Source organism: Haloarcula sp. S1AR25-4 (genome assembly GCF_031624555.1).
GTDB lineage: Archaea > Halobacteriota > Halobacteria > Halobacteriales > Haloarculaceae > Haloarcula > Haloarcula pellucida.
Window position 1 is genome coordinate 682,660 of the sequence record NZ_JAMQOR010000002.1, and the last position, 26,570, is coordinate 709,229.

At 66.0% G+C, this 26,570-nt stretch carries 27 protein-coding genes and 1 pseudogene; 14 read left to right on the forward strand and 14 right to left on the reverse strand.

Annotated elements, in window-relative coordinates; genetic code table 11:
• Window positions 1-3: 3 nt before the first annotated feature.
• On the reverse strand, window positions 4-816 hold the full coding sequence (locus tag NDI85_RS12130) for an undecaprenyl-diphosphate phosphatase (RefSeq protein WP_310915914.1): 813 nt from the start codon (window positions 814-816) through the stop codon (window positions 4-6).
• A 97-nt stretch (window positions 817-913) separates the two neighbouring features.
• On the opposite strand from NDI85_RS12130, the gene NDI85_RS12135 reads away from it, so the two are divergent.
• Together NDI85_RS12135 and NDI85_RS12140 are read left to right on the forward strand one after the other, a co-directional pair.
• Entirely contained in the window at window positions 914-2,020 is a 1,107-nt protein-coding gene (locus NDI85_RS12135) for a mechanosensitive ion channel family protein (protein WP_310915915.1), read from the forward strand.
• Window positions 2,021-2,265: 245 nt separating this feature from the next.
• Complete coding sequence (locus NDI85_RS12140) at window positions 2,266-3,543, forward strand: tRNA pseudouridine(54/55) synthase Pus10 (protein WP_310915916.1); 1,278 nt, start codon at window positions 2,266-2,268, stop codon at window positions 3,541-3,543.
• On the opposite strand, the gene NDI85_RS12145 is transcribed toward NDI85_RS12140, so the two are convergent.
• On the reverse strand, window positions 3,544-3,891 hold the full coding sequence (locus NDI85_RS12145) for a hypothetical protein (protein WP_310915918.1): 348 nt from the start codon (window positions 3,889-3,891) through the stop codon (window positions 3,544-3,546).
• A 118-nt stretch (window positions 3,892-4,009) separates the two neighbouring features.
• Here NDI85_RS12145 and rnhB point away from each other — a divergent pair, with 118 nt between their 5' ends.
• Window positions 4,010-4,645 carry a ribonuclease HII gene (gene rnhB, locus NDI85_RS12150; RefSeq protein WP_310915919.1) on the forward strand — a complete coding sequence of 212 codons (636 nt, stop codon included), beginning with the start codon at window positions 4,010-4,012 and terminating at the stop codon, window positions 4,643-4,645.
• 509 nt (window positions 4,646-5,154) lie between these two features.
• On the opposite strand, the gene NDI85_RS12155 is transcribed toward rnhB, so the two are convergent.
• The 4 genes from NDI85_RS12155 to NDI85_RS12170 form a co-directional block, all read right to left on the reverse strand.
• Window positions 5,155-6,714: a preprotein translocase subunit SecD gene (locus NDI85_RS12155; protein WP_310915920.1), complete on the reverse strand. Its 1,560-nt coding sequence runs from the start codon at window positions 6,712-6,714 to the stop codon at window positions 5,155-5,157.
• Window positions 6,711-7,592: a protein translocase subunit SecF gene (gene secF / locus NDI85_RS12160; RefSeq protein WP_188996112.1), complete on the reverse strand. Its 882-nt coding sequence runs from the start codon at window positions 7,590-7,592 to the stop codon at window positions 6,711-6,713. The genes NDI85_RS12155 and secF overlap by 4 nt, the downstream gene beginning before the upstream one ends.
• Window positions 7,593-7,713: 121 nt before the next feature.
• Window positions 7,714-8,181 carry a DUF5812 family protein gene (locus tag NDI85_RS12165; RefSeq protein WP_310915921.1) on the reverse strand — a complete coding sequence of 156 codons (468 nt, stop codon included), beginning with the start codon at window positions 8,179-8,181 and terminating at the stop codon, window positions 7,714-7,716.
• A gap of 45 nt (window positions 8,182-8,226) precedes the next feature.
• A complete protein-coding gene (locus tag NDI85_RS12170; protein ID WP_310915922.1) occupies window positions 8,227-8,760 on the reverse strand; it encodes a hypothetical protein in 534 nt (177 codons plus the stop codon).
• Between the two features lie 88 nt (window positions 8,761-8,848).
• On the opposite strand from NDI85_RS12170, the gene NDI85_RS12175 reads away from it, so the two are divergent.
• The 4 genes from NDI85_RS12175 (at window position 8,849) to NDI85_RS12190 (ending at window position 11,544) form a co-directional block, all read left to right on the forward strand.
• A complete protein-coding gene (locus NDI85_RS12175) occupies window positions 8,849-10,144 on the forward strand; it encodes a glucose-6-phosphate isomerase (protein WP_310915923.1) in 1,296 nt (431 codons plus the stop codon).
• 95 nt (window positions 10,145-10,239) lie between these two features.
• Complete coding sequence (locus NDI85_RS12180; RefSeq protein WP_166966521.1) at window positions 10,240-10,449, forward strand: hypothetical protein; 210 nt, start codon at window positions 10,240-10,242, stop codon at window positions 10,447-10,449.
• 79 nt (window positions 10,450-10,528) lie between these two features.
• Window positions 10,529-11,323, forward strand: coding sequence for a CPBP family intramembrane glutamic endopeptidase (locus tag NDI85_RS12185; RefSeq protein ID WP_188996104.1), 795 nt, complete (start codon window positions 10,529-10,531; stop codon window positions 11,321-11,323).
• 74 nt (window positions 11,324-11,397) lie between these two features.
• Complete coding sequence (locus tag NDI85_RS12190; RefSeq protein ID WP_166966525.1) at window positions 11,398-11,544, forward strand: CopG family transcriptional regulator; 147 nt, start codon at window positions 11,398-11,400, stop codon at window positions 11,542-11,544.
• Between the two features lie 8 nt (window positions 11,545-11,552).
• Here NDI85_RS12190 and NDI85_RS12195 read toward each other — a convergent pair whose 3' ends face one another.
• Window positions 11,553-12,011, reverse strand: coding sequence for an NOB1 family endonuclease (locus tag NDI85_RS12195; RefSeq protein ID WP_310915924.1), 459 nt, complete (start codon window positions 12,009-12,011; stop codon window positions 11,553-11,555).
• The gene (locus tag NDI85_RS12200; protein ID WP_166966530.1) at window positions 12,012-12,251 is read right to left on the reverse strand and encodes a PRC-barrel domain-containing protein; all 240 of its coding nucleotides are present in this window, start codon (window positions 12,249-12,251) and stop codon (window positions 12,012-12,014) included.
• Window positions 12,252-12,339: 88 nt separating this feature from the next.
• Here NDI85_RS12200 and NDI85_RS12205 point away from each other — a divergent pair, with 88 nt between their 5' ends.
• The 3 genes from NDI85_RS12205 to NDI85_RS12215 all read left to right on the forward strand — a co-directional run bounded on the left by NDI85_RS12205 (window position 12,340) and on the right by NDI85_RS12215 (window position 15,301).
• A complete protein-coding gene (locus NDI85_RS12205; protein WP_310915925.1) occupies window positions 12,340-12,864 on the forward strand; it encodes a plastocyanin/azurin family copper-binding protein in 525 nt (174 codons plus the stop codon).
• Between the two features lie 82 nt (window positions 12,865-12,946).
• The gene (gene infB, locus NDI85_RS12210; protein WP_188996098.1) at window positions 12,947-14,752 is read left to right on the forward strand and encodes a translation initiation factor IF-2; all 1,806 of its coding nucleotides are present in this window, start codon (window positions 12,947-12,949) and stop codon (window positions 14,750-14,752) included.
• A 126-nt stretch (window positions 14,753-14,878) separates the two neighbouring features.
• The gene (locus NDI85_RS12215) at window positions 14,879-15,301 is read left to right on the forward strand and encodes a hypothetical protein (protein ID WP_310915926.1); all 423 of its coding nucleotides are present in this window, start codon (window positions 14,879-14,881) and stop codon (window positions 15,299-15,301) included.
• A gap of 205 nt (window positions 15,302-15,506) precedes the next feature.
• On the opposite strand, the pseudogene NDI85_RS12220 reads toward NDI85_RS12215, so the two are convergent.
• Window positions 15,507-16,079, reverse strand: a pseudogene (locus tag NDI85_RS12220) (transposase); the annotation flags it as partial.
• Window positions 16,080-16,129: 50 nt separating this feature from the next.
• Here NDI85_RS12220 and NDI85_RS12225 point away from each other — a divergent pair.
• The gene (locus tag NDI85_RS12225) at window positions 16,130-16,330 is read left to right on the forward strand and encodes a hypothetical protein (RefSeq protein WP_188996085.1); all 201 of its coding nucleotides are present in this window, start codon (window positions 16,130-16,132) and stop codon (window positions 16,328-16,330) included.
• 4 nt (window positions 16,331-16,334) lie between these two features.
• Here the strand turns inward: NDI85_RS12225 and NDI85_RS12230 are convergent, their stop codons facing one another.
• Together NDI85_RS12230 and NDI85_RS12235 are read right to left on the reverse strand one after the other, a co-directional pair.
• Window positions 16,335-16,688, reverse strand: coding sequence for a DUF5811 family protein (locus NDI85_RS12230; protein ID WP_166966538.1), 354 nt, complete (start codon window positions 16,686-16,688; stop codon window positions 16,335-16,337).
• A 75-nt stretch (window positions 16,689-16,763) separates the two neighbouring features.
• Complete coding sequence (locus NDI85_RS12235) at window positions 16,764-17,234, reverse strand: pyruvoyl-dependent arginine decarboxylase (protein WP_188996081.1); 471 nt, start codon at window positions 17,232-17,234, stop codon at window positions 16,764-16,766.
• 198 nt (window positions 17,235-17,432) lie between these two features.
• Between NDI85_RS12235 and NDI85_RS12240 the strand changes: the two genes are divergently transcribed.
• Both NDI85_RS12240 and NDI85_RS12245 read left to right on the forward strand, forming a co-directional pair.
• The gene (locus tag NDI85_RS12240) at window positions 17,433-18,836 is read left to right on the forward strand and encodes an MBL fold metallo-hydrolase (protein ID WP_310915927.1); all 1,404 of its coding nucleotides are present in this window, start codon (window positions 17,433-17,435) and stop codon (window positions 18,834-18,836) included.
• Between the two features lie 112 nt (window positions 18,837-18,948).
• On the forward strand, window positions 18,949-20,541 hold the full coding sequence (locus NDI85_RS12245; RefSeq protein ID WP_310915928.1) for a methyl-accepting chemotaxis protein: 1,593 nt from the start codon (window positions 18,949-18,951) through the stop codon (window positions 20,539-20,541).
• Here NDI85_RS12245 and NDI85_RS12250 read toward each other — a convergent pair.
• Window positions 20,538-21,749 carry a PQQ-binding-like beta-propeller repeat protein gene (locus NDI85_RS12250; RefSeq protein WP_310915929.1) on the reverse strand — a complete coding sequence of 404 codons (1,212 nt, stop codon included), beginning with the start codon at window positions 21,747-21,749 and terminating at the stop codon, window positions 20,538-20,540. The genes NDI85_RS12245 and NDI85_RS12250 overlap by 4 nt on opposite strands.
• A gap of 106 nt (window positions 21,750-21,855) precedes the next feature.
• Here NDI85_RS12250 and NDI85_RS12255 point away from each other — a divergent pair, with 106 nt between their 5' ends.
• Window positions 21,856-23,358 carry a hypothetical protein gene (locus NDI85_RS12255; RefSeq protein ID WP_310915930.1) on the forward strand — a complete coding sequence of 501 codons (1,503 nt, stop codon included), beginning with the start codon at window positions 21,856-21,858 and terminating at the stop codon, window positions 23,356-23,358.
• A gap of 69 nt (window positions 23,359-23,427) precedes the next feature.
• On the opposite strand, the gene NDI85_RS12260 is transcribed toward NDI85_RS12255, so the two are convergent.
• Entirely contained in the window at window positions 23,428-24,648 is a 1,221-nt protein-coding gene (locus NDI85_RS12260) for a proteasome-activating nucleotidase Pan2 (protein WP_310915931.1), read from the reverse strand.
• A 117-nt stretch (window positions 24,649-24,765) separates the two neighbouring features.
• The gene (pepF, locus tag NDI85_RS12265) at window positions 24,766-26,556 is read right to left on the reverse strand and encodes an oligoendopeptidase F (protein ID WP_310915932.1); all 1,791 of its coding nucleotides are present in this window, start codon (window positions 26,554-26,556) and stop codon (window positions 24,766-24,768) included.
• Between the last annotated feature and the right edge of the window lie 14 nt (window positions 26,557-26,570).

Genomic DNA, 26,570 nt, shown 5'->3' on the forward strand with positions numbered 1-26,570 from the left:
GCGTCACAGCGCCACCAGCAGGCCACCGACGACGCCGAGGCCGCCGAACACCGTACACACCGCCCAGAACGGGACTTCTCGGACCAGTCGGACCAGCGCGTCGACGGTGAGATAGCCGGCGACGGCGCTGACCGCGAGGGCGACGACGGCTTCGACCGGCGTTATCGACGGAAGGCCCGTGTCGGCGAGGACGAGGGCGTTGGCCGCGAGCGCGGCCGGAATCGAGAGGAGAAAGGAAAACCGCAAGGAAGACTCACCGTCGTGGCCGCGCAAGAGGAGGGCGCTGACGGTGGTCCCGGAACGGGAGACGCCCGGCAGGATGGCAAGCCCCTGCAACCCGCCGACGAGGATGGCGTCGACCCAGTCCGGCCGGGTGCGCTCGCCCAGCGACAGCGCGGCGGCGGATCGCTGGACGAGACCGGTCAACACGAGCAGTCCGCCCACGAGCGCCAGAAACAGGCCGCCTTCGAGTTCGGAGACGGCGGCGTCGAGCGCGAGATACGCCGGGAGGCCGGTGACGCCGGTCGACAGCGTCGCGAGGACGAGAAAGGAGAGGTCCGCCGTCTCGTCGGCGAAGGGACGCCGGGAGAGGGCAGTCAGCGAGTCCAGCACGTCCCTGAGTTCACCGCGGTAGTACGCGACGGCGGCGACGGCAGTGCCAGCGTGCAAGAAGAGCGCCAGCCGAGTGGCGTCGCCCGGGTCGAGTCCCGCGAGCGCCGTCGACGCGAGGGCGACACCGCCCTCACTGGAGACGGGAATCCACTCTAGAATCCCCTGCAACAGACCCAACAGGACGGCGACGAGAATCGGATGCACGGTTACGGGGCGGTCAGCCGCGAGCAAAGGTGGTTCGGTCTTCTGTTCCAGCGTGTGGCGTCACCAGTATATATACCGCTGCCGTCCAACAGGTGGTATGCAACTGGGTGGAGTCACTGACCTCCTTGCCTCGTTTCCCGCGTGGCAGGGGTTCGCCGTACTGATTATCGCCGGCCTCGTTCTCGGATTCCTCGTCCGCGTCGTCGGCGACCGTTACCTCAAGCGGGTGACCGCCCGTATCGACGGCGAGGTCGACGACATCGTCCTCCGCGGGGTTCACTCGGCGCTCTATGTCACGCTGAGCGTCGCCGGCGTCTACGTCGGGACGCAGGTGTACGACGTCTCACCGGACCTCGCGGTGCCGCTCGAGGCCGGGACGCTCTCGGTCATCATCGTCGTCTGGGCGGTGACGCTGATGCGGGTCGGGCGAAAAGCCTCGAACGCCGCCACGGACACGCGCTACATCGACCGACAGGTCGTCCCCATCCTCCAGAACGTCTGGAGCGCGGTGGTCGCCGGTGTCAGCGTCTTGCTCTTGCTCGTCCTCTGGGAGATCAATCCGACGCCGCTACTGGCGTCGGCCGGCCTCATCGGTATCATCGTCGGACTGGCCGCCCGTGACACACTGGCGAACTTCTTCGGGTCGCTGTCGCTGTATCTGGACGGGACCTACAAGATCGGCGACTACGTCGTGCTGGAGACCGGCGAACGCGGCCGCGTCGAGGACATCTCCGTGCGCTCGACGGTCATCCGGACCCGCGACGACATCCTCGTCACCGTCCCCAACTCGAAACTCTCCAGCGCCGCCATCGTCAACGAGTCCACCCCGAAGCAAAAGCGTCGCATCCGCGTTCCCATCGGCGTCGCCTACGGGACGGACGTCGACGCCGTCGAGGAGATACTGCTGGCGGTAGCCGGGACAGAGGATCTAGTTCTCGACCGACCCAAACCGAGAGTCCGCTTCCGCGAGTTCGGCGAGTCCGCGCTGAACTTCGAACTCCTGTGCTGGGTGTCGAACCCGGCGCTGAACGCGCGCGCCATCCACAACCTCAACAAGGCCGTCTACGAGCGGTTTCGAGACGCTGGCGTCGAGATTCCGTTCCCACAGCGGGACGTCTCGGTGTCCGTGACGGACGTTCCAGGCGAACTGTTCGCCCGAGAGTCGACGGAGTACACCGCCGACGGCGGCCGCGACGAGCGCTGAGACGGGCGCAGGGTGCTGCCGGTGAGACAACCACTGGGGTCGGACTGAAAGGGGCGGCGCGCTGAACGATGGCAGACGAAGTAAGCACTGGACGGAGCGAGTAACGCGAGCGACGGAAGCGCGCAACGAGGCTCCCGAGTTCAGCGCGCCGGGGCTTTCTGGCTGTGAGTCACAGCACCGTTCGTAAGAACGACGGCGGCGGAGAGGTCGAAACGCAGTTACGGACCGGCCGCGTCGCACAGACAATGACTGTACTGGAGGACGCGCAGGCCGCGCTGGACACCGGGCCACTCTGTGACGCCTGTCTCGGACGGCTCTTTGCCGACCGGAGTTTCGGGCTGACCAACGCCGAACGGGGCCACGCGCTACGGGTGACGCTCGCGCTCGAAGCCGACGACGACTTCGAGGCCGGCGCGGACTGCTGGGTCTGTGAGGGAGAGTGTGACCGCATCGAGTGGTGGGCCCAACAGGCCGCCACCGCCGCGCGGGGCTATGACTTTTCGACGTATCAGGTCGGGACGAAAGTCCCGCCGTTACTGGAGGAGAACGACGCGCTCTTGCGCGAGGACGTGGGGCTGGACGAGGACGCCGGCGAGGCGCTGAAGACGGAACTCAACCGCGAGGTGGGCAAGCGAATCGGCGACCTGACCGGCGCCGAGGTCGACTTTGGCCGACCGGAGGTCCAGTTTACGCTCGACCTCTCGACGGACGAAGTCGAGGCGCGCGTCAACTCCGCGTTCGTCTACGGCCGCTATCGCAAACTGGCGCGGGACATCCCCCAGACGAAGTGGCCCTGCAACGACTGCAACGGCACCGGCCGCTGGCAGGGCCAGCCCTGTGACGGCTGTGACGGCACCGGCTACCGCTACGACGAGAGCGTCGAGCAACTGACGGCCCCCGTCGTGCAAGAGGCGATGAAAGGGTCCGGCGCGACGTTCCACGGTGCCGGCCGCGAGGACGTCGACGCCCTGATGCTCGAATCCGGCCGCCCGTTCGTCATCGAGGTCGACGAACCCCGCACTCGCGACGTCGACACCGACGCGCTCGAAGCGGACGTCAACGAGTTCGCCGACGGCAAAGTCGAGGTAGAGGGCCTCCGACTGGCGACCCACGAGATGGTCGAACGCGTCAAGGAACTGGACGCCTCGAAGACCTACCGGATGGACGTCGAGTTCGAGGAACCCGTGACGGAGGACGCTTTGCGGGAGGCGCTCGACGAACTCGAAGGGACGACCGTCGAACAGGAGACGCCACAGCGGGTGGCCCACCGCCGCGCGGACCTCACGCGCACCCGCGACGTGTACGCCGCCAGCGGCGAACTGGTCGACGAGACCCACGCCGACATCCGCATCCACGGCGAGGGTGGCCTCTACGTGAAGGAACTGGTCTCCAGCGACGAGGGGCGAACGGAACCGAGTCTCTCGGGTCTGCTGGGGGTCGATGCCGTGGTGACCGCGCTGGACGTCGTCGACGTGGAGGGAGAGGACGAACCGTTCGCGAAGGCCGAGTTCCTCAAAGAGTAGTCAGTCGCCGATACTGTCCGTCGGAAACGACTGCAGGCGCTCGACGTTCTCCTCGACGGAGTCCAGCGCCGTCTGAAGCCGGTCAGTCGCGGCCACGAGGTCGTCTTCCTGACTGTACTGGACCAGTCCGCACTCCTCAAGAAGAGGGATGTGCGTGTGATAGAGCCGAAAGTACGTATCGCGGAGTTGTTCGCCCGACAGTGCCGCGACGCCCGTATCGTACTGGCGTTCGACGACCAGTTCCGCGAGGTCGGGCAGCGTCAACTGCCGGTGGTGGTCGAGACATGCGAGCGCGAGACGGCGCTCTTCGGCAGCGAGTGCCCGGTAGACGCGGTCCAGTTCGACCATCGTCGGTCGGGAATACGCTCACGAATGTCAATCTTGCGAATAGTTGTGGGCTACCGACGGCTTCGGTCGGTTCGGAGCGACCGCAACGACTATCCTCGCGCCCTCAGACCGACCAGTCATGCGATTCGGCGTCGACGAGGCCGGGAAGGGGCCCGTACTGGGGTCGATGTTCGCCGCCGCGGTCCGGGCCGACCCGGCGGCGCTCCCGGACGGCGTGGGCGACTCGAAGGGCATCGCGCCGGACCGTCGTGAGCGACTGGACGAGTCGATACGCAAGGTGGCCGACGCCGTCGCTGTCGCCGAGATCCCGGTCGAGCGCATCGACGACCCGGAGACGGACATGAACACGCTGACCGTCGCCGCCCACGGCGAGGCCCTCGCCGGCGTCGCCACGGACGGCCTGTCGGGAACCGTCGACGCCGGTGACACCGACGCCGAGCGGTTCGGTCGCCGCGTGGCCGGCCGCGTCGACGCGACGGTGACCGTCGACGCCGAACACGGCGCCGACGAGACGGACCCGCTGGTGGGCGCGGCCTCTATCGTGGCGAAAGTGGCCCGCGACGCACACGTCACGGCGCTCTCTGCGGCGTACGGTGCTGTCGGGTCCGGATATCCGAGCGACCCGACGACGCGAGCGTTCCTCGCGGACTACGTCGACGAACACGGAACACTGCCCGACTGCGCGCGAGCGTCGTGGTCGACCTGCGAGGACGTCCTCGCGGCGGCCGAACAGGCGACGCTCGGCGAGTTCTGATAGAGAAAATCCCGCGAACGCGGCTTGGACCTGGACGGGAGATGTTTTCGACAGCCCCTGCGGCCCGTCCAGCACTCGTGTCAGCGTTTAGCCGGGCTTGCACCGGCCTTGTCCTTGCGGACTTTAGCTGGGCTCGCACCAGCCTTTGCCGACGTGCTGGGTTCCCGAGCGTCACTTACGTGACGTCCGGTACTTGGCCTTCCTACCGACCCTGCCGGCCGGGCCGGCGATGGGCTGTGGCGGTTCTCCTTCGGAGCGGTGACCTCGGAATCCTGTGACGGACTGCTCGGTTCTTGCCCCCAACGCATCCCGTTCCGTCCAGAACGGACAGTCTGAGATACGTCGTCCAGTGTGTCCCCGCGTTCCAACGGGAAGTGAATGTACGCTGGGAGGGATGATAAGTCAATCTAAATGGATTTGTCACTAAGTACCAAGGAATATCGCTACGACGACGTGAAACGAGGGTGGGTGGGTACGAGGCGGCCGAGAGAGGCCGACGACGCCGGCGTTCAGTCCTCGTCCAGCACGAGGTTCCGGAGGATGTCACCGTAGGCCGGACGGGTGACGAGGACGCCGATGAGGACGCCGACGATGGTGATGATGGCGAACCCGGAGAGGTCACCCAGCGAGAGCACCATCAGCGGGCTCATGGCGACGATAGTCGTCGCCGCGGCGGCGCCGATGACCCAGAACGCCTTGCGGAAGCGACTCTGGAACACCCGGCCCGTCTCGACTTTCCCCTGCTGGAGTATCTCGTCGGCGATGATGATGAGGTCGTCCACCCCCGTCCCGATGACGGCGATGAACCCCGCAAGGTGCGAGAGGTTCAGCGGGTACTGGACCAGCGCGACGAACCCGAGGAGGATGAACACCTCCGAGAGCGCCGTCACGATCATCGGGAAGGCCACCTCCGGTCGACCGTAGCGGATGTAGACGACCAGACTGACGGCGACGACGGCGAGCAATCCAGTGACGACGGAGTTCTGCTGGAACTGCTCGGCCAGTGCCGGCGACAGCGAGAGTTGGTCCGAGTCCGCGAAGTTCAGCGGCGCCGGCAGTCGGCCGGCCTTCAGGTTCAGTTCGATCTCGCGGGCCATGTCCATGTCGTCGGCCGGGAGGACGAACACCGGATCGTCTTTGAACGTGTTCTGCTGGAACGACTCCGCGAGTCCGGGTGCGACACCGCGGGCGTAGAACGGTTCGCCGTTGAGCGTCGCGACGAGACAGCGCCCTTCGGTCTGCTGGATGTCGCTGTGGTTGTAGTTGCCGCAGTTGCGCGCCTGGCCGAACCCGGCGTCGACCATGTCCCCACTGAACCGCTCTGCGGTGCTGCGCTCGACGGTGACTCTGGCGACCGGACCGTATGTCTGCGTGTTGTCCGACGCCACGCCGGCGAACTCGTTCTGTGAGAGGACCTGCTCACGGACGTAGGTTCCGTTGTCCGCGGGGTAGACGGCGTACATTCGGACGACGCCCCGTTCTTCGAGGATATCGATGAGTTCCTCGGGTTCCCGATCCGGGGCGGTGATGCTGATGTAACTCCGCGGACTACCCGGTGCGCTGACCTCTTGGACGCTCCCACCACTGAGCGAGGAGGTCCGAATCTTGTCGGTGACGCTCTCGACCATCTCCTCGCGGGTGGCCTGTGTCACGCCCGGTCGTATGTTCGAGGCCTGATACCCCTCGGACTCGATGGCGGCCCGGAGTTCGTCGTCGGTGACGTTTCGCGTGAATACTTCGACGGTGCCGTTCTCCCCTCGCTGTCCCGGCCGCACTTCGACGTCGATGGGGTCGACACCGAGTTCGTTCGAGACGTTCTGTGCGAGCGCGGCCGTCTGGTTCGGCGCCACGTCGATACCCTCTGCCGTCGTGCCGACGATGGGGGCACGGATACGCGTTCCGCCGGAGAGTTGGATACCGTACTGGAGGTTGCTCACCTTCGAGGCGTTGCCGGCCCCCTCCTCGGGCGTCGTCCCCGGCACGCCACCGGGGACGAACAGCGCGACGGCACTGCCAAGCAGGAGGACGACGAGCAGGGCGATTCGCCAGTTCTCGCGGAGGGTACTCATCGGTTGACCCCCTCGTATTTGTACCAGCGAAGCAGCGTGACGTTGAGCATGTAGGTGTTCATCAGGTCGGCGGTCAGCCCCAACACGAGGACGATACCGATGGAGGCCATCAACTCGATACCGAACAGCGTCGCGGTGACGGCCATGACGGCCATCGCGGCGATGGAGGTCAGCGTCATCGTCACACCGGTCCGCATCGCCCGGTAGGTGGACTCGTAGAACCCGCCCGAGCGACGGAGGACGTGGTTGTTCAGCAGGATGTCCGAGTCCACGGAGTACCCGATGAGCATCAGGAGCGCCGCGACCGTCCCCAGCGAGAGTTTGATACCGACCAGATTCATGATGGCGACGGGGATGACGATGTCCGAGAACGCCGAGACGACGATGGCGATGCTCGGCACGAAAGTCCGGAAGAAGGCGAAGGCGAGCAGACTCATCCCGAGGAAGGCGACGCCGACACCGAGGACGGCAAGCCGCTGGTTCTCCGCGCCGAACAGCGGCGAGGTGGTGCCACTCTGTAGTCGCTCCATCTGCTCGTTCGAATCGACTGTATCACGGATAGCGCCGATGTCCGACGAATCGAACGTGACGACGTACTGATTCCCCACGTTATCGTCATCCGTCGCTCGCTCGATACCCTGTACCGAGACGACCGGTTCGTCGAACGATTGGCGTATCTCCTGCTGTGAGAGCGTCGTTTCTATCCGAACCTCCGACCCGCCCGTGAAGTCGACACCGAGCGCGACCGGCGACCCGGTCATGGCCCACCAGCCCGCGAGGACGATGAGCGCCACCGCCAGCACCACCAGCGGGACCGCCACCAGTTGGCGGTTGGAGTACTGGGTGTAGTCGACTTCCGGGACCTCGAACTCGACCATGGCCGTGGGTGTGGCACGACTCCGAATAAGCCTTCTCAATCTGCGAGGCCGGACCGACGGCGGGCGGATACCGCAAGCGAGACCGTGGTGCCGAGCGGCCCGAGAAGCCGAGTCGGCCCGCTCAGTCGGGCAGGTACCGGACGCTGACGACGCCCGCGGCGGTCCTGACCTCGACCCGGTCGACGCCGAGGCGGGCGGCCCGAGAGACGGTCGCCTCGTCCTCGACGACCTCCGTGGCCGCGTCCTCGGTGTCCTCCTCGGGTACGGTCAGGACGTGAATCTCACCCTCGCCGGCCCGCTCGCGGGTCGTCAAGTCGCCGACTGGCTGGTCGGCGGCGATGTCCGTGGCCTGTGCCGTCGGTTCGAACTCGACGCGTTCGACGGGGATGGTGCGCTCGGCGTCGAGTTCGACGACGGTGTAGGTCACCTCCATTGGCGGTTCCGGTTCGACGGTGGCGTCGACGACGCTGCCGGCGTCCAGTCCCGGGTTCTCCGACAGCGTCAGTACCTGCGAGTCGGCCACGTCGCGCAGCGTCGCCGACTCGTCGTCGGCGTGCGTGACGAGGAAGGTGCCCTCTTTCGTACTCATGGGCGAGGATAGGCTATCGGCGTTCTTCCGGGTTTCGACCCGGGCTCACCGCAGTAGTCTGTGGACGACGTACATCACGCCGACGGCGACCAGCGGCGGCGCCAGCCCCGCTATCTGCGGGAGGCCATACAGCGCCGCGACGAGGGCGCTCCCGGTCGGTTCCTGTAACTGGGATGGAACCGAAATCACCAGACCGACGTACAGCGACGCGACGAACAGGAGCGCCGACAGCGCCAGTCCCCGGTCGTAGGTCACCGACGACGCCGAGCGCCGGTGCCGGCGGGCGACGAGCAACACCGGTGCCAGCAAGGGCGCGACGACGAGCAAACCGACGAACAGGAAGAACGACCGGGAGAAGGTGAACGTCCCGCCGCGGACGGTGCTGGTCTGGGCCAGTATCGAGATGAGGCCGAAGACGAACACGAGGGCGATGGCCACCGTCAGGAGGAGCGCCAGCAGGACGTAGCCCTTGAACAGCCACGACTCGCTCGTGCGGACGGCGTAGACGAACGCGCCGGGAAGCCCGTCGTACGACCCCTGGGTCCCCTCGACGTGGTCGGCGGGCGTCGCGTCTGTCATCGGCCGTCCTTGGGGGACCGAGCGGTTAAACGCCCCGCTCGACGGCGACTCCCCGGGACATATGTACGAGGCCGGCGACCGGTCGCGTATGCACGTAGACATCGGCGCTGCGCTCGGGTCCGTCGCCGACCCCGGCGTGGACGAGGACGCCCTCGACGCACTCGACGAGCGGGTCGCCGCGGCCCACGAGACCATCGCCGACGGCCGCGCGGCCGACGAGTTCGGCTACGCCGCGCTGAACCTCCCCGACCGCACCGACCCACAGCAGATTCGGGACGCCGTCGAACCCGTCGCCGACGCCGAGTACGTCGTCACCGTCGGCATCGGTGGCTCGGCGCTGGGCGCAAAGACGATCACCGCGGCGCTGGCAGCGGACCCCGACCGCCACGTCGTCCTCGACAACGTCGACCCCGAACACGTCGAGCGAACGCTCGCGGACCTGCCGCTCGAAGAGACGGCCATCAGCGTCGTCTCGAAGTCCGGCACCACCGCGGAGACGCTGGCGAACTTCCTCGTCGTCCGGCAGGCCTACGAGGACCGCGGCGTCGACTGGACCGAGCGGACCGTCGCCACGACGGGCGAGTCCGGACCGCTCCGGGAACTCGCCGACGAGGAGGACTTACCGACGCTCCCCCTGCCCGACGGCGTGCCCGGCCGCTTCGCCGCGCTGTCGACTGTCGGACTGGTGCCGGCCGCCATCATGGACCTCGACGTCGAGAGCCTGCTGTCGGGGGCCGGTGACGTGGCCGACGACCTCGGGCCGTCGCTGTACGACACCCCGGCGTACGCCTACGGCGCCGTCGCCTACGCCCTCGAAGAGCGGGGCGCGAGCGTCAACGCCGTCATGCCCTACGCCGAACGGCTGGAGTACTTCGCCGAGTGGTTCGCCCAACTGTGGGCCGAGAGCCTCGGGAAGGACGGCCGCGGCCAGACGCCGGCGCGTGCGCTGGGCGCGACCGACCAGCACTCCCAACTCCAACTGTATCGGGCCGGCCCGCGCGACAAGATGGTCACCGTCGTCCGCCCGCGCGAACGGGCCGACGTGCCCGTCCCGGACCCGGGCCACGAGTCGCTCTCGTATCTGGCCGGCGCGGACCTCGGCGAACTGTTAGACGCCGAGTACGACGCCACGGTCGCCAGCCTCTCGGCGGCCGGACGCCCGGCCGTCGAACTCGAACTCGACCGCCTCGACGCCGCCACTCTGGGCGAACTGCTCTATGCCATGGAGGCCGCCTGCGTCCTCGTCGGCGAACTCGCCGACGTGGAGACGTTCACGCAACCGGCCGTCGAGTGGGGCAAGCGGGCCGCTCGTGGGCTGCTGGCCGGCGATGACACCGAGGAGACGCGGACGGTGGCCGACCGGCCGAGCTACGTCATCGAGTAGGTGAGGCCCCGCGAGCCTCGAAGTACCAGCGACGACGGGGTGAGCAGAGCCCGGCCCCGCGACACTGTTTTGTCCCATCGGGGAGACGACACGGTATGGTCATCTCGGACGAACCCGTCTGGGGCGACGCCCTCGACGACGTCGTACAGGAGTGCGAAGACGCCGTCGTGTACGCGGACATGGCACAAGAGACGGTCCTCCACGAGGGGGCGGTGCGAGTGCTCGCCAACGGCTGGGTGAAACTGCCCACCGGTCGACTGCTCTCGCCGAGCGCCGTCCACCACATCGACGACCGGACGGGCTAGCGGGGTCGGTGGGCCCGCGTCACGCACCCAATCGGTGGGGTCTTGTGGACCCGACGACTACCCCACGGCAACGCTCGCTATGGCACTCACTCCCCCGTACGTCTCCGTGGCCGACGGCCGCACAGTCGTCCTGAACGGCGTCCGAGCGCTGGCCGTCGTCGCGGCGGCGTTCCTCCTCGCGGGGCTTCTGGGACAGGTCGGAGCGGCGCTGTTCGGCGTCTCGATCCCGTTGGACGCCGCTGGGACGCCCGCGGCCCTGTACGCGGCGGTCAACGCCGTGTCGTTCGTCGGGTTCGTCGTGGCGGCGCTGGGCTTCCTCAGACTGCGGAACGAACGATCGCTCTTGCACGTCCGGTCGCCGACGCTCAGAGACGCCGGGTGGGTCCTCGTCGGCGTCGCCGGCATCTTCCTCGGCGCGATAGTGATGGGCGTCGTCGTCGACGTGCTCAGTACCGTCGTCGAGACGGTGTTCGGAACCAGCGTCGAGTCCGGCCAGAACAGCGTCATCGAAGCGGGCCGGGAGAACCCGCCGCTGTTCCTCTACATGGTCCCGGTCGCGCTCTTGCTGGTCGGGCCGGGCGAGGAACTCGTCTTCCGCGGCGTCGTTCAGGGCCTCTTTCGCCGGTCGTTCGGGGTCGTTCCGGGTATCCTCCTCGCCAGTCTGCTGTTTGGCCTCGGCCACGCCTTCGCCATCAGTTCCGGAAGCGCGTGGACGTACGTCCTCACCGCGGGTGCGCTGGGAGTGGTCCTCGGCACGGTCTATGAATACACGGAGTCCATCGTCGTCCCGGCGCTGGCCCACGGCCTCTGGAACGCGGGGCTGTTCGTCCTGAACTACTACCTCGCGACGACCGGGACGTCGCTGCCGGTGTAGAGTAGGACCGCCGTACTCGCCGTGTGACGGGTGTCTGACGGGTATTTATGCGCTCAGCCCGTAGACGTAGTGGCATGTCATCCCGGTTCACGGTCGTGTGCGACGACGGCCAAGCCCGGGCGATTCAGGTGCTGGCCCGCCGCTACGGCATCACCGAGGAGGAAGTCCTCAAGCAACTCATCGACCTCGGGCTAGAAGACGTCGAAGAGTCGACGGTCTGAGCGACGACTCAGGCGGGGTTCTTCCGGGAGAGCGAACTCCCGCAGATGGGACAGCGGTCGTGGTTCTCGTCGAACTCTCTCCCACAGCCAGCACACTGGAACAGCCACTCGCGCTGTTCGGAGATGCCGTCGCGAGCGATGACTTCGACGGCGACGTCCAGTTTCTCGGCGACGTTCTGCATCGCGTAGTCGTCGGTTACCAGTCTGGCGTCGAGTTCGAAGGCGGCGGCGACGAGGCGGACGTCCGTCTCCGAGAGTTCCGCGAGGTCGCCCGTCTCACGGGCCGCGCGTTCGATGCGCTCTACGGTGTCCTGTTCGGGGATGTGGAGGTGCATGCCCGACCCTTCGAGCGCGTCGAAGCGAAAGGCCGCCTCCCCCTCTAGCTCCTCTTTGACGAGCGGAATCGTCGCTATCTGCTCGTCAGTGTGATACTCGTTGATAAACGCCGACGAATCGAGAACGTACATCTACCGTTTGACGATCATGTGGTCTTTGACTGCCTTCACGCGGTCGACCGGGACCAGCAGGCGGCCCTGATCGCTGTACTCGAAGTCGGTGTTCCGGACCGACTCCGCGGGGTCGATGACGAGGTGTTTCAGCGACCCCGAGGAGAGATCCATCGTGATGTTGTAGAGGCTTCCCAGTTCCGCCCCGTCGCTACCCATGACGTCTTTCCCCGAGAGGTTCTCGGCGAGTATCTCGGCCATACGTCTCCTTCTGAGCGAAATGATATAAACGCCACGGGCCGTCAGACGACGGCGTAGTGTTTTACGACCAGCGGCCGCAGTGGGGGACATGACCGAGAGTAGACGGCGGTTTCTCGCGGCGCTCGCCGCGGGCGTCACCGGGTCGCTCGCCGGGTGCGGTGGCGACGGCGGCGGCGAGACACCGCAGTCGACGGCGACGGCGACGGACACGACGACGGCGACCGCCACACCGACGGCAACCGAGACGGCCACGCCCACACCGACCCAAACGGCGACGCCCACCGACACACCGACAGCAACCGAGACGGCCACGCCGGTCGATGCGGCCCAGCGAGTCCTCGTCGGTCCCGGAGACTTCGTCTTCGACCCGGAGACGTTCGCCGTCCCAGTCGGCAGTACCGTCCGCTGGGAGTGGCGAAGTAGCAACCACAACGTCAAGCCGGCGACGACGCCGGACGGCAGCGACTGGACCGGAACGCCGGGCGACGCGGGCCAGACCTTCGATACGGGATACACTTACACGTACACGTTCGAGACGGCAGGAGAGTACGAATACTACTGTGCGCCCCACCGCAGCGTCGGCATGACCGGATCCTTTACCGTCACCGAGTGAGCGCGTCTCACGGCCCGTGCGGCCGATGACGACGAACTTAACTACTGTCACCGACTCGTTCCGATAACTTCTGGGGCCATCTATGTCTGATCAGGACGCCACAACAGAGACGGACCACACTCTCCGGACACCCATCGTCGCGGTACTGGGCCACGTCGACCACGGGAAGACCAGCCTGCTGGACCGCATCCGCGGGTCCGCCGTGACCGCCGGGGAATCGGGCGCAATCACACAGCACATCGGTGCCACTGCGGTGCCACTCGACGTCATCTCGGAGATAGCCGGGGAACTCGTCGACCCGACGGACTTCGACCTGCCGGGCCTGCTGTTCATCGACACACCCGGACACCACTCCTTCTCGACGCTCCGCTCGCGCGGCGGGGCGCTCGCGGACATCGCCATCCTCGTCGTCGACGTCAACGACGGCTTCCAGCCACAGACGCTGGAGGCCATCGACATCCTCAAGCGCACCCAAACCCCGTTCATCGTCGCCGCGAACAAGATAGACACCGTCCCGGGCTGGAACCCCAACGAGAACACGCCCGTGCAGGCGACGATGGACGCCCAGTCCGAGCGAGTCACCTCCGATCTGAACCAGAAACTGTACGAGATCATCGGCGAACTCTCGGACAACGGCTTCTCCGCCGACATGTACTGGCGCGTACAGGACTTTCAGGCCAACATCGGCGTCGTCCCCGTCTCCGCGGAGACGGGCGAGGGCGTCCCGGACCTCCTGACGGTGATGATGGGCCTCTCCCAGCGCTACATGAAAGAGGAGATGGAGATAGACACCTCCGGCCCCGGCGTCGGCACCGTCCTCGAAGTCAAAGATACGCAGGGCTTCGGGACGACGCTGGACGCCATCATCTACGACGGCACCATCCGGGCAGACGACACCATCGTCGTCGGTGGCCTGCAAGGCCCCATCGTCACCGACGTTCGCGCGCTCTTGCGACCCCGCCCCCTCGAAGAGATTCGGACGGAGGCGCAGTTCGAACAGGTCGACGAAGTCACGGCCGCCGACGGCGTGAAGATAGCCGCCCCGGAGTTAGACGACGCCATGGCCGGCGCGCCGATTCGCGTCGTCCGGAACCGCGAGCGGAGCGAAGTCATCGCCGAAGTCGAGGAGGAACTCGCCGAGATAGAGGTGACGACACAGGAGGAAGGCGTCGTCGTCAAGGCCGACACGCTCGGGTCGCTGGAGGCGATTTCGAGTACGCTCGCCGAGGAGGAGATACCCATCATGCGCGCGGAAGTCGGCGCCGTCGCGCCGCGGGACATCCGGGTCGCCGAGACGGCCAACGAACCGACCCACCGGGCCATCCTCGCGTTCTCCGTCGACGTACTAGACGACGCCCGTGACCTCGCCGAACAGGAGGACGTCGAACTGTTCGAGGACGACGTCATCTACCAACTCGTCGAGCGCTACGACGACCACGTCACAGCCATCGAGGAAGCCCAGCAAGAGCAGATTCTGGAGAACATCACGCGCCCTGCGAAGTTCCGCATCCTGCAGGACCACACCTTCCGACAGTCCGACCCGGCCGTCGTCGGCGTCGAGATACTGTCGGGCGAACTCCGCCGGAACGTCAACGTCGTCAAGTGGGACGGCGGCGAGGCCAAACGGGTCGGCCACCTCAAGACCATACAGGACGAGGGCGAGGACGTCGATTCGGCCCGCACCGGCGAGCGCATGGCCGTCTCCATCGACGGCCCGACAGTCGGCCGGCAAATCGAGGAAGGCGACGACCTCTGGGTCGAGATTCCCGAGAAACACGCGAAGATTCTCGAACAGGAACTCGCCGAAGACATCTCCGTCGACGAACGCGAAGCGCTCTCGATGTACGTAGAGAAACACCGCAATCGGGACCCCTTCTGGGGGAAGTAATTGGTTGATAGGGTCTATTGACTCACCAACTCACTCAATCTCGGCCTCTTCTTTCGCGATAGGGTTACCACTCCTCAACTGTCAATGTGAGAATTTTTATACAGCACCGCATAACGGATGTGTGACATGAACCGGCGTGTCTTTCTAACATCTGTCCCTACTGTAGCAGTGATCTCAGGGTGCAGTTTAGGCGGAAGGAGGGGGCAGCCTACGAGAGCTGAGACAAATATAACAAACGTGGGAGACAGGTGTACGGGCGAACAGAACAATGCACGTGTGGTCGAGGCCGAGGAGAACACCATCCGGATAGAAGGTACGATTCCCTCTGTAGATAGCACCGAGTCCATCCGAGCCACGACATATGCGTCTTCCGAAGAGTCAGAAATACTCACGAGAATATATACGGCTGATGCTGAAACCCAAACGAGAGATTGTAATGGATCTCTTTCGTATGAAGCGACTGTTACCTATACCAATATTGACCCATCCAGTGCCCGAATACTCCACGATTCTAATGAATCAGTAATCGTTACTGAAACCACACTGTGAATCATCTCGTTTGCTGTAACGAATAAGGTGTGCCGGGACGGTGGTGTGCGATCGTCCGTCTCTAGATGATCAAAACCGCGTGACTGCGGCGGCTTACCGAGGTATCTTTGCGAAAGAAACGAGGACGTGGCACCAGTGTACGACGACCCTTTCTCATCGGCCGTGGTGAATCGCCAGACGTAGCTTGATTTCATGGTTTCAGAGACTACTGGATGTTGTGAACCGCACACATCAGGACGAGCCCTCGAAATTCTCCGTACCAAGTTCGCGCACGTACGGCGTCGCCGAGCGTGCGCGTGATCGATGGGCCGGTACTCACGATGTTTGATCAGCGGTCTCACGCCCTCTTCGCGGAGTTTGTCGCGTAACTCTATCCAATCGTAGCCTTTGTCGGCAGCCGAACTGTGTGTCGTGGCGTTTCTCAGTCGTACAGTGAACGTCCAGAATCGCTTGGCTTTTTGTGTCGACGAGCGCTGTCGCTTTGAGCGTCTGCACTCGGTAATTCGTCCGACGGCAGTAATGTTTGCTAGCGTTTTCGCGGTCGAAGAACGTCGCGTCGATGGCGGCGTGACCGGATGACTCGTCCTCCTGCGCCGACAGACACAGCAACTCGCCAGAGCGCTGTCTTGATTCTATCAAACCACTTGATTAGCGTCGAGCGATCGGGGAGATTGGCCGGTTTGAGGCCGATCTCCCCGAGTATTTGTGGCATCTCGCTCAGCAAATCAAGTGCTTCCCGGGAGGTTTTTTCCAGGTAACCCCCCAGACAGTGCAGCGACGACGCTAGTAATAATATTTAATTAGCTGGCGTATGTCCGGACAGACACGATGCTCGGTGCCGCCCCCACGCTGTCCACGGCCGACCTCGTCCTCGCGAGTATCGCACTCTCGATGCTTCTAGCAGCCGTCGGTGCCGTCCTCACGTCCCTCAGCGTCGTCGCCGCGCTCGCGGCCGGGTCGCTGCCGGCCAGCGGGTCCATCGGCTACGCGCTGTTTTACAACCCGCCCGGTTCGACGAAAGCGGTCTAGAAGGTCACTGCGCCGTCGGCGTCGTCTCCTCGCCCATCACTTGCTTGACCTGCAGGGCGGCGGAGGCGGCGATACCCTGTGCGAGGTCGTCGCGTTCTGCGTCGGTGATGGTCGCGCTCTCCGGGTCTTCTGGTGCGTAGTCGGCGCTGACGACCGACCCCACCGGTGGCTGGACGGCGATGGTCGCTCGTGGTCCCGTCTGGCCGTCGCTTATCTCGGACCCGACGACGTACTCGCCCGGCAGTAGTTCCCGCGTCCGGGCGGCGACGCCCGCGAGGTCCTCGCGAAGCGTCTGGCGTTGCTCCGGCGTGAGCGTCACTTTCTCCGTGTCGCCACCGAGCGGCGAATTCCCATACATGGACGTTCTGCTCCACTTAGGCGGTAGGGTACTAAAAACCCCGTGACTAGTCAGATACGGCCGACAGCGCGGCGTTCAGACGACGGGGTGACTCTCGCCGTAGGTCGCCAGCACGACGGCGCTTGCGTACGTCTCCTCGGGGGCGACCGATTCGACGTGGACCGACTCCTCGACGAAGTCCCACTCGCGGAGGTCACGCCCGGCGGCGAGACCCTCTCGAATCTCGGTCCGGACGGCGTCGGGGTCGGTGCCGTCCACCTCGTAGAAGATGCCCGGGCCGCCCTCGCTGCGGGCCCACCCGACGCCGGCCGCGGCCCGTTCGCCCGGCGCGGCCGTCGCCGCCGACTGGACGACTTCCAGCGCCTCGCCCGGCGGGCCGAGGTCCGGTGCGGTCTCGACCACCTCGATGGCCGGTCCCTCGGGGATGACCGACGAGAGCGTCACGAGGTTGTAGTTGTGGACGCCCGCCTCGGCCAGCGCCGCGTCGTACGACGACAGCGCGGTCGGCCCGGTAGCGGTCCCCCACACCACCCGAATCGTGCTCATGACTCTGCATCGACGACGCGCCGGGTAAGGCGTTTCGTTTCCAGCCACCGGTACCACAGGATTGGTCGAACAGAGCGTCGACAGCCTCGTCTTGTACGCACCTTACTCCCGGTTGACTCGGTGTTCCACAACGATAGCCCGAGGTTATTCCGGACAATACAGTGATAACAATGGTCGGTTCAGCCGTGCCTCTCCGCCATGCGAGTGACCTATCTGGAATCGGCGGCGGTGTTGGTCGAGACCGGCGACGTGGACGTGCTCTGTGATCCGTGGCTCATCGACGGCGCGTACTACGGGTCGTGGGCCCATTACCCGGAGCCAGACTTCGAACCGGAAGACTTCGACCACGTCGACTACATCTACGTCTCCCACGTCCACCCGGACCACTTCCACCCGGAGAGCCTCGAACGAATGGACACGGACATTCCGGTCCTCATCCACGACTACCGCTGGGACTACCTCAGAGAGGCCGTCGAGGACCTCGGCTTCGAGGCGGTCGAACTCTCGCACGACGAGCGGACCCACCTCGGTGGGGACACTCACATCAACGTCCTCGCGGCCGACGGCTGTGACCCCGAGCGCTGTGGGAACTTCTTCGGATGCACGTGGTACGACACCGAGGCCGACCAGACCGGGTCGACGCAGGTGGACTCGATGGCGGTCATCGACGACGGCGAGGAGACGCTCGTCAACACGAACGACTGCCCCTACCCCATCGCCGAACCCAGTTGCGAGAAGATCAAGGCCGACTACGGCGAGGTGGACATGCTGTGTCACCAGTACAGCGCCGCGCAGTTCTACCCGCAGGCGGTGACCAACTACGACCACGAGGAGAAGATCGCCGAGCGCGACCGGGTCATCCAAGAGAAACACGAACTCGCGCTGAACTTCATCGACCTGTTCGAACCGACCTACTACATGCCCTTCGCGGGCGAGTACGTCCTCGCGGGTAACCTCGCGCACCTCAACGAGTACACCGCCAACCCGCCGCGCGAGGACGCGAAGGCCTTCTTCGAGGCGAACACCGACGACGCCCACGAGTGCGTCTTCCTCAACTCCGGCGAGTACGTCGACGTGACGACGGGCGAGCGGTCGGCCCCGTTCGAACCGGCCGACCCCGCGGCGAAACAGCGGTACATCGAGGAGGAACTGGCACCCCGCGAATTCGACTACGAGGCCGACCCGATGCCCACCCTCGACGAGTTCCGGGCGTACGTGCCACTCGCCTACGAGAACATGGAAGGGAAACGCGCCCGCATCGGCTACGAGACGGACACGACGGTGCTGATTCCGCTGGTCGACGGCGTCTGTCTGGAACTGTCGATGGACGGCAGCGGATTCGACTACACGCGGGACCTCGACACCGACGACTACGACGACGGGTGGGTGAAGATGGACGTCGACCCGCGACTGCTCATGCGCCTGTTCGAGGGCCCCCACAGCGCGTACTGGGCCGACGCGAAGATCGGGTCACACATCGGCATCAGCAAGGACCCGGACATCTACGAACGCGGCCTCTACAACACGCTCGGTGCGTTCCACGCCGACGGTGCCGACGTACAGGCGACGGCGAGTCACGACGCCACCGCCGAATCGGACTGAGCGGCCGCGAACCGAGTCGGCCACCCGGCGTGACAGTCGAGTAGCGAGGGGATTTTCACGCTTGATATCACGGCGCGAATCTATTTATGCGCAAACATCTGTTGTCCGGATAATGATTTCGCGGATAGTCCGGACGCTCGTCGGACTGATGCCTCGGCGGGTGCAAGAACGAATGCTGTACGAAGTACTCGTTAGTCAGGGGCTCTGGGCAGTCCTGAGTGGTATCGGCGTGGTCGTTGCAGTCACGGTCAGCAGTGGCGACCTCACGACCGCGCTGACCGCGTGGGCGATTACGGTCCCGGTGATGTCGGCAGGCACCATCATCGTCGGTGGGGAACTCATCAAGACGTCCAACCAACTGACTGCCAGCGCGAAGGAACTGGCCGCCGAGAACTTCGACGCGGACGTCGAGATGGACCGCCGGGACGAACTCGGCGACCTGAGCGTCGCTCTCCGCGAGGTCAGAGACTCCCTGAGTAGCCGAATCGAGGAGGCCGAACTGGCACAGACGGAGGCAGAGGACGCACAGGAGGCCGCCGAACAAGCACAGACGGAGGCCGAGAAACTCGTCGAACAACTGCGCGACCGCGCCGACGAGTACAGCGAGGTCATGGCCGCGACGGCCGACGGTGACCTCACTCGGCGGATGGACACCGACGCCGAGGCGGACGCCATGGCCCGCATCGCCGAGTCGTTCAACGGGATGGTCGAAGCGCTGGCCGCGACAATCGAAGAGGTCCAGTCGTTCTCCGGGACCGTCGCCGCTGCCAGCGACGAGACCAGCACGCACGTCTCGAGCGCCCGTGAGACGAGTCGCGACGTGACCCGGACGACCGACGACATCGCCAGCGAGGCCGACGAGCAAAACCGGAACCTCGAAACCGTCACCGCCGAGATGAACGACCTCTCGGCGACCGTCGAGGAGATCGCGTCCTCGGCCGACGAGATGGCGTCGACGGCACAGAGCGCCACCGACCGCGGCGAGGACGGAAGCGAGTTGGCCGGCGAAGCCACCGCAGAACTCCGAGACATCGAGCGGACGATGGCGGAGATGGTCGAGTCGACGGCGGCCCTCGAAGAGCAGATCGACGAGATACGTGATATCGTCGGCCTCATCGACGACATCGCCAGCCAGACCGACGTGTTAGCAATCAACGCATCTATCGAGGCCGCACACGCCGACGGCGACGGCGACGGGTTCGCGGTCGTCGCAGACGAGGTCAAAGACCTCGCGACCCAGACGCAGACCGCGACCGACCGCATCGAAGACATCATCTCCGACGTGACCGAGCAGGCCGACGAGACGGCCGCCGAGATGCGAGCGACCAACGAACGGGTCGCGAACGGGGCCGAGACCGTCGAGTCGGCACTAGCGGCGATGGACGAACTAACCGAAGAAGTCGAGGACGTCAACGCGGGCATTCAGGAAGTGAACCGGGCGACGGACGAACAGGCGGCGACCAGTCAGGAGGTCGTCACGATGCTCGAAGACGTCGCCGAGGTGTCCGAACAGACGGCCAAGCGGGCCGAACAGGCGGCGACGGCGACCGACGAGCAGATGGCAGAGCTAGACGACGCAACCGACGACATCGATCGTCTGGCGAGTCAGTCACAGGCGTTGCAACGCGCCCTCTCCGACTTCGAGACGGCGACGAGACGACGGCCGGCCGCCGGTGGGGCGGCGACGGTCGCCGAAGACGACTAAGCGGTCAGTTTGTAGAGAGAGCCCGGTCGGTCGGCCTCGCCGTCGACCGCCCGTTCCGTGTAGTATACCGCGTCGTCGGTTACCAACGGCGCGCTCGTGACGTGGCCGCGGTTGTCGACGGCCCACGCCACGTCACCGCTCTCCCGGTCTAGCGCGTACAGCGTACTGGTGTATGACCCGACGAGGACGTGGTCGGGCGTGGCGACCGCGCTCCCGATGACCCACCCGCCGGTGTCGAATCGCCACCGCTCCTCGCCGCTGTCCAGCGCGATGGCGTAGAGGTTGTCGTCGTGACTGCCGACGTAGACGGTGCCCGAATCGACGGCCGGCGCACACATCAGGTCCGCGTCGGCCTCGAACTCCCACTCGACGGCGCCGTCTTCCACGTCCAGCGCGGTGACAGTGCCGGCCCACGAGGGGACGATCGCCAGACCGTCGGCGACGGCGATGGGCGCTTTCACGTCGCCGCCGGTGTCGTGGGTCCACGCGCGTTCGAGGTCGGGGAACGACCACGCGTAGACGTGGCCGTCGTTCGACCCGAACAGCAGACGGCCGCCCTCGCGGTCCAGCGCCACCGTCGAGTGGGGGTGGTTCGTCGGCCGGGAGTCGCGCCACTGCACGCTCCCGGTGGCGGCGTCGACGGCCGCGACGCTGCCGCTGGGGGCGGCGTGTTCGACGGCGACGTACAGCACGCCGTTGTAGTAGGTCGGACTCGCACCGATGGCGTCGCCGAGGTCGGTCCGCCAGCGCCGCTTTCCGGTCGCCAAATCGAGCGCCGACAGCGCGCCGTCGTACGCCCCGACGTAGGCCGTCTCGTTGGCGATGGCGGCCGTGCCGTGGCTCCCGCGGCCGGCCTGCGTGATGGTCGTCGCCCACCGAACCTCGCCGTCGGTCGAGACGGCCCGCACCCGGCCGGTGTCGTCGGCGACGACGAGATCGCCGGATGGGGCCAGCACCGGACTCCCCTTCGCCGCAGTGTGGTCGCCGTGGTTGGTCGGGAGTTCCCACGCTTTCTCGACGCTCGCCGGAATCGCCCTGTCGGTGTAGCCCTGATTCAACAGCCCCTGCCGGAACTGGGTCGCCGCGAACTCGTCCAGCGACGTGGAGGCCAGCGGGTCGAACCCGGACTGACAGCCAGCCAGCGACCCGGCGACGGCGGTGCCGACGCCCGCGAGGAACGCCCGTCGTGTGTGGCCGCGCTCGTGCACGCGACCCGCTACCGGGCGGGGCGGCTTAAATCGCGCGGCGACCCGTCGCTCAAACCGTGGCTGACCCTCCAGAAAGCGTTTACTACGAGGGGACGACCCCGAGACTATGCGACGACGCGCCCTCCTCGCCTCGCTCGCGGCCGGCGTAACCGGACTGGCCGGATGTTCGTTCGGTGACGGCGGCAGTGATGCGACACACACCCCGGTCGACCCGTCGGCGACCGACACGCCCGTTCACTCACAGCCACAGACGGACACCGAAGCGGACCGGCGGACCGGCGAGCCACCGCGGCCCGAGGAGCCATCGCACGTGGTCGAGTTGGAGACCGGGCCACGGACCTACGCGCTCTCGCCGTACGTCCGCGTGGACGATGGCGGACGCGTCGCCCTGTGGTTCGACCGCACCGCGACGGCCGAGCATCCGGCCCGTATCCGGGGATGGCTCAGAAACGGCAACGACTTCGAGAACACCTTCCGGATTCAGTGGCTGCCCGTCGTCGGCCGGGTCCACGCCCGGCAACCGCGTGGCTACGACCACGAGGCCAGCCTCCACCTCGCGCCGACCGAGAACAACGAACTGGCGGCGACGGTCCCGACGGTCGTCCGCGACGAGACGGGGTACTGGCGCGTCGAAGCCGTCGGCCCGTGGATGACCGAGACCTACCGGATGGCCCCCGGTGAGTGGGTCCGACTGGAGTACGAGGTGGTCGGGTCACCGGAGATGTCCGGCCGACCGACCGGCACCTACGAGTTCGACGACGAGGCGACGCTGACCGTCTGGGACACGGCCAGTCCCGGTCCGGCGGCCGAGTCGCGCTTTGCCGGACGGTCGCTCCCCGAGTTCCCCGGCGACGGCGGCGTGCAGTGGTACCACGAGGCCGACGCCGACACCGTCGCGTTCGTCCGCCCCTCGACCGAGCGCGTCGAACTCGACGGCCTCGTCGACTTCGAGGTGGTCAACCACAGCCACGAGCGACTACAGTGTGGTCACTGGAACCTGTACAAACTCGTCGACGGCGAGTGGTTCCACGTCGGGCCGTGGCTACACACCTCCGACTGCCGACTCCTGCCCTCGGGCGGTCGGAAACAGTGGCCGCTCCGAGCGTTCAACGGTGAGGCAGTCCCCACTGGACAGGACTGTCACGGCGGCCTCACGCGCGGGTATCTCGGCGGCGGCGAGTACGCCGTCGTCGCCGGCTACGGCCACCCCGAACCGGAGAGCGGCGCGCTGGTCGAACTCGTCGGCGAGCCAGCGACGGTGGTACCCACGGCGGACGCCACCACCGAGCGCGACGGGTCGACGGTCACGGTCACGACCGAGCGGTACGGCGACGACGACCACCCGCCCGACGCGGCGTTCACGCTCCAGTACGCCGATGCCGGCGGCGAACGCGTCGTCGCCGAACAGGTGATGCGACCCAGCCAGTTCGGCGGCGACGGACGCGGCCTCCGGAACGCCCTCCCCTTCCTCACGGGCGACGTGGAGCGAGTGGTGGTCCACACGGACGCCCACGTCGTCGACAGCGTGCTCGGTCACGACGAGCAAACGAGACGGTTCACCTTCCGCGGACGAGGCTACGTCGCCTCGCGTGGCGCTAGCGACGAGTGACGAAGCGGACGTGTGGTAGTCGCCGCGCGTCCCGGTGGCCGTGGGCCACCCGACGCAGTACGAAGTGGCTCAGGCGAAGGCGACCGGCTGGCTGCCCGTCTCCCCGCCCTGATCGATCTTTTCGAGTGCGTCGCGGAAGTCCCGCTGTTCGACCGTGGTCCGTTCGTCGCGGATGGCGAACATCCCGGCTTCGGTCGCCATCGAAGCCAGCTCCGCGCCGGAGAGGCCGTCCGTCTGGCGGGCCATCGCCCGCAGGTCGACATCCTCGGAGAGGTTCATGTCCTCCGTGTGAATATCCAGGATGCGCTCGCGGCCCGCGACGTCGGGGTTGGGCACCTCGATGAGGCGGTCGAACCGGCCGGGCCGGAGGATGGCGCGGTCGAGCATGTCGAAGCGGTTGGTGGCGGCGATGATGCGGATCTCTCCCCGGTCGTCGAAGCCGTCCATCTCCGAGAGCAGTTGCATCATCGTCCGCTGGACCTCGGCGTCGCCGCTCGTCTTCGATTCGGTCCGCTTGGCGGCGATGGCGTCTATCTCGTCGATGAAGATGATGGCCGGCTGGCGCTCGCTGGCCAGTTCGAAGAGGTCACGGACGAGGCGGGCGCCCTCGCCGATGAACTTCCGGACGAGTTCGGACCCGGCCATCTTGATGAAGGTGGCGTCGGTCTCGTTGGCGACGGCCTTCGCGAGCATCGTCTTGCCCGTCCCGGGCGGGCCGTGGAGCAAGACGCCGCTGGGCGGTTCGATGCCGACGTCCCGGAACTGCTGGGCGTTGACCAGCGGCTCTTCGACGGCCTCGCGGACCTCCCGAATCTGCTCTTCGAGGCCGCCGATGTCGTCGTAGGACACGTCCGGCGACCCGTCGACCTGCATGGCCTGCGCCCGGGCGTCGGTCTCGGGGTCGAGAATCTCCTTGACCGAGAAGGAGTCGTTGATGGCGACGCGGTCGCCGGCCTCCAGCGAGTCGCGGATAGAGGGAGAGACTTCGGTCAGAACCTCTTGGTTGTTGCCGTGCTGTTTGACGACGACGCCGTCGTCGGTGAGTTCCTCGGCCGTTGCGATGTACAGCGAGGAGGTCTTCAGCGTCTCGTTCTCCCGCTCTAGCTGGTCGACCTCGTCGGTGAGGTCCTCCCGACGGTCGCGGGCGCTGTTCAGTTGGTCGGTGAGTTGTTCGTTGACGCGGACGATGTCTTCGAAGTGGTCCCGGAGTGCCGCCAGACGCTCTTCGGGCGTCATGTCGGGGTCGAGGTCCAACCGTGGCCGCTCCGGAAGCGAGGGACTACGCGACATTTGGCTGGGCGGTACTACACGGTTGAGACACAAAGTGCCTTTGGGTGGTATACTGAGTGAAACGTATTTATACGCTCCAGCGGTCGCCGACCCGCCGTCGCGTTCGGCGAAGACCGACTAGAGCAGGCGCTCGAACTCGTCTAAGTACTCGCCGTACGTCGAGAGCGCCGCGTTCACCGGGTCGGGACTCGCCATGTCGACGCCGGCGTCGCGCAGGAGTTCGAGCGGGTACTCCCGGGAGCCACTGCGGAGGAAGTCGACGTAGCGCTCGGCGGCGGGTTCGCCCTCCTCCAGAATCCCGTCGACCAGCGCGACCGCGGCCGAAATCCCGGTCGCGTACTGGTAGACGTAGAACGCCCGGTAGAAGTGGGGGATGCGCATCCACTCGCGGGCGATGCGGTCGTCCAGTTCGGCGGGGGCGTAGTACTCGCCCTTGAGGTCGGCGTAGAGGTCGTCCAGCCTATCGGGCGTCAGGGGGTCGCCCTCTTCGGCCATCTCGTGGGTCTTGTGCTCGAACTCCGCGAACATGGTCTGTCGGTACAGCGTCGACCGGAATCGTTCGAGGTACTCGTTGAGGACGTGCCGGCGCAGTCGCTCGTCCTCGACGGTCTCCAGCAGGTGGTGGGTCAGCAGCGTCTCGTTGACCGTGCTGGCGACTTCGGCGACGAAAATCTCGTAGCCCGAATACACGAACGGTTGCTCCTCGCTAGTGTACTCAGAGTGCATCGAGTGGCCGAGTTCGTGGGCCAGCGTGTACATCGACTCGACGTCGTCCTGATAGTTCAGCAGGATGAACGGCTGGGAGTCGTAGGTACCGCCGGAGTACGCGCCCGACTGCTTGTGTTTCGTCTCGTAGACGTCGACCCACCGCGACTCTAAGCCCTCGGCCAGTCGGGACTGGTAGTCCTCGCCCAGCGGTGCGACGGCCTCGGTGACGTACTCACAGGCCTGCTCGTACTCGATTTTGGGGGATTCCTCCTGTACGAGCGGGGTGTAGAGGTCCCACATCCGCAACTCGTCGGCGCCGACGGCCTCGCGTTTGAGTTCGGCGTGGTGGTGGAGCGTATCGAGGTTGTCGTGGACGGCGTCGACCAGCGTGTCGTACACCTCGACGGGGACGTTCGGCCCGTTCAGCGCGGCCTCGCGGGCGGTGTCGTAGTTGCGGGCGCGGGCCATCTTCACGTCGGTCTTGACGGCGTTCTTGTAGGCCGTGCCGACGGCGTTGCGGACCCCCTCCCACTCGTCGTAGAAGGCCTCGTACACCCGCTGTCGGAAGTCTCGGTCGGGGTGCTTCTGGAGCGTCGTGAAGTTGTTGAGCGTGATGGGCTGGTCGTCGCCGTCGGGGTCCTCCACCGTGGGGAACTCCATGTCGGCGTTGGCCAGCATGTTGTACACCTCGCCCGGCGCGCCCGTGACCTCGCCCAGTTCGGCCAGCAGGTTCTCGACTTCGGCCGAGCGGGTGTGTTCTTTCATCCGCAGGACGTCGTCGAAGTAGTGCTCGTAGGCTTCGAGCTCGGGTTCGTCGACCATCATCGCCTCGATGTCCTCCCACTCCAACGCCTGCAGTTCCGGTTCGAGGAACGAGGCGGCGCTGCTGGCGTCCGAGGAGAGCGACTGCGAGCGTGCGGTCAGCGCCTGATACGTGTCGTCGGTCGTGTCCTCGTCCTTGCGCATCCGGGCGTAGGAGGCGACGTTCGAGACGGTTCGCATCAGTTCTTCGTAGGTCTCCAAGGTCGCCAGCAGGGTCGCGGCGTCCTCGGTCGCCCGCCCCTCGTAGGCGTCGAGGTCCTCGATGAGGGCCTCTGCCTCCTGGTAGGCGGCCTCCCAGTCCTCGTCCGTCGCGAAGAGGGATTCGAGGTCCCACTTGTAGCTCTCGTCGATGTCGCTGCGTGCGGGTACCGAACTCATGACCCGGCCTAAGC

Bases quoted from the DNA above. Each gene is read 5' to 3' on its own strand.
- infB (WP_188996098.1), top strand. From the start codon at position 12,947: ATGTCTGATCAGGACGCCACAACAGAGACGGACCACACTCTCCGGACA.
- NDI85_RS12180 (WP_166966521.1), top strand. From the start codon at position 10,240: ATGGTCATCTCGGACGAACCCGTCTGGGGCGACGCCCTCGACGACGTC.
- NDI85_RS12185 (WP_188996104.1), top strand. From the start codon at position 10,529: ATGGCACTCACTCCCCCGTACGTCTCCGTGGCCGACGGCCGCACAGTC.
- NDI85_RS12260 (WP_310915931.1), bottom strand. From the start codon at position 24,648: ATGTCGCGTAGTCCCTCGCTTCCGGAGCGGCCACGGTTGGACCTCGAC.
- NDI85_RS12170 (WP_310915922.1), bottom strand. From the start codon at position 8,760: ATGACAGACGCGACGCCCGCCGACCACGTCGAGGGGACCCAGGGGTCG.
- NDI85_RS12200 (WP_166966530.1), bottom strand. From the start codon at position 12,251: ATGGCCGAGATACTCGCCGAGAACCTCTCGGGGAAAGACGTCATGGGT.
- NDI85_RS12245 (WP_310915928.1), top strand. From the start codon at position 18,949: ATGATTTCGCGGATAGTCCGGACGCTCGTCGGACTGATGCCTCGGCGG.
- NDI85_RS12135 (WP_310915915.1), top strand. From the start codon at position 914: ATGCAACTGGGTGGAGTCACTGACCTCCTTGCCTCGTTTCCCGCGTGG.
- secF (WP_188996112.1), bottom strand. From the start codon at position 7,592: ATGGTCGAGTTCGAGGTCCCGGAAGTCGACTACACCCAGTACTCCAAC.
- NDI85_RS12190 (WP_166966525.1), top strand. From the start codon at position 11,398: ATGTCATCCCGGTTCACGGTCGTGTGCGACGACGGCCAAGCCCGGGCG.
- NDI85_RS12155 (WP_310915920.1), bottom strand. From the start codon at position 6,714: ATGAGTACCCTCCGCGAGAACTGGCGAATCGCCCTGCTCGTCGTCCTC.
- NDI85_RS12195 (WP_310915924.1), bottom strand. From the start codon at position 12,011: ATGTACGTTCTCGATTCGTCGGCGTTTATCAACGAGTATCACACTGAC.
- NDI85_RS12215 (WP_310915926.1), top strand. From the start codon at position 14,879: ATGAACCGGCGTGTCTTTCTAACATCTGTCCCTACTGTAGCAGTGATC.
- pepF (WP_310915932.1), bottom strand. From the start codon at position 26,556: ATGAGTTCGGTACCCGCACGCAGCGACATCGACGAGAGCTACAAGTGG.
- NDI85_RS12205 (WP_310915925.1), top strand. From the start codon at position 12,340: ATGACCGAGAGTAGACGGCGGTTTCTCGCGGCGCTCGCCGCGGGCGTC.
- NDI85_RS12165 (WP_310915921.1), bottom strand. From the start codon at position 8,181: ATGAGTACGAAAGAGGGCACCTTCCTCGTCACGCACGCCGACGACGAG.
- rnhB (WP_310915919.1), top strand. From the start codon at position 4,010: ATGCGATTCGGCGTCGACGAGGCCGGGAAGGGGCCCGTACTGGGGTCG.
- NDI85_RS12240 (WP_310915927.1), top strand. From the start codon at position 17,433: ATGCGAGTGACCTATCTGGAATCGGCGGCGGTGTTGGTCGAGACCGGC.
- NDI85_RS12225 (WP_188996085.1), top strand. From the start codon at position 16,130: ATGCTCGGTGCCGCCCCCACGCTGTCCACGGCCGACCTCGTCCTCGCG.
- NDI85_RS12255 (WP_310915930.1), top strand. From the start codon at position 21,856: ATGCGACGACGCGCCCTCCTCGCCTCGCTCGCGGCCGGCGTAACCGGA.
- NDI85_RS12230 (WP_166966538.1), bottom strand. From the start codon at position 16,688: ATGTATGGGAATTCGCCGCTCGGTGGCGACACGGAGAAAGTGACGCTC.
- NDI85_RS12145 (WP_310915918.1), bottom strand. From the start codon at position 3,891: ATGGTCGAACTGGACCGCGTCTACCGGGCACTCGCTGCCGAAGAGCGC.
- NDI85_RS12235 (WP_188996081.1), bottom strand. From the start codon at position 17,234: ATGAGCACGATTCGGGTGGTGTGGGGGACCGCTACCGGGCCGACCGCG.
- NDI85_RS12175 (WP_310915923.1), top strand. From the start codon at position 8,849: ATGCACGTAGACATCGGCGCTGCGCTCGGGTCCGTCGCCGACCCCGGC.
- NDI85_RS12140 (WP_310915916.1), top strand. From the start codon at position 2,266: ATGACTGTACTGGAGGACGCGCAGGCCGCGCTGGACACCGGGCCACTC.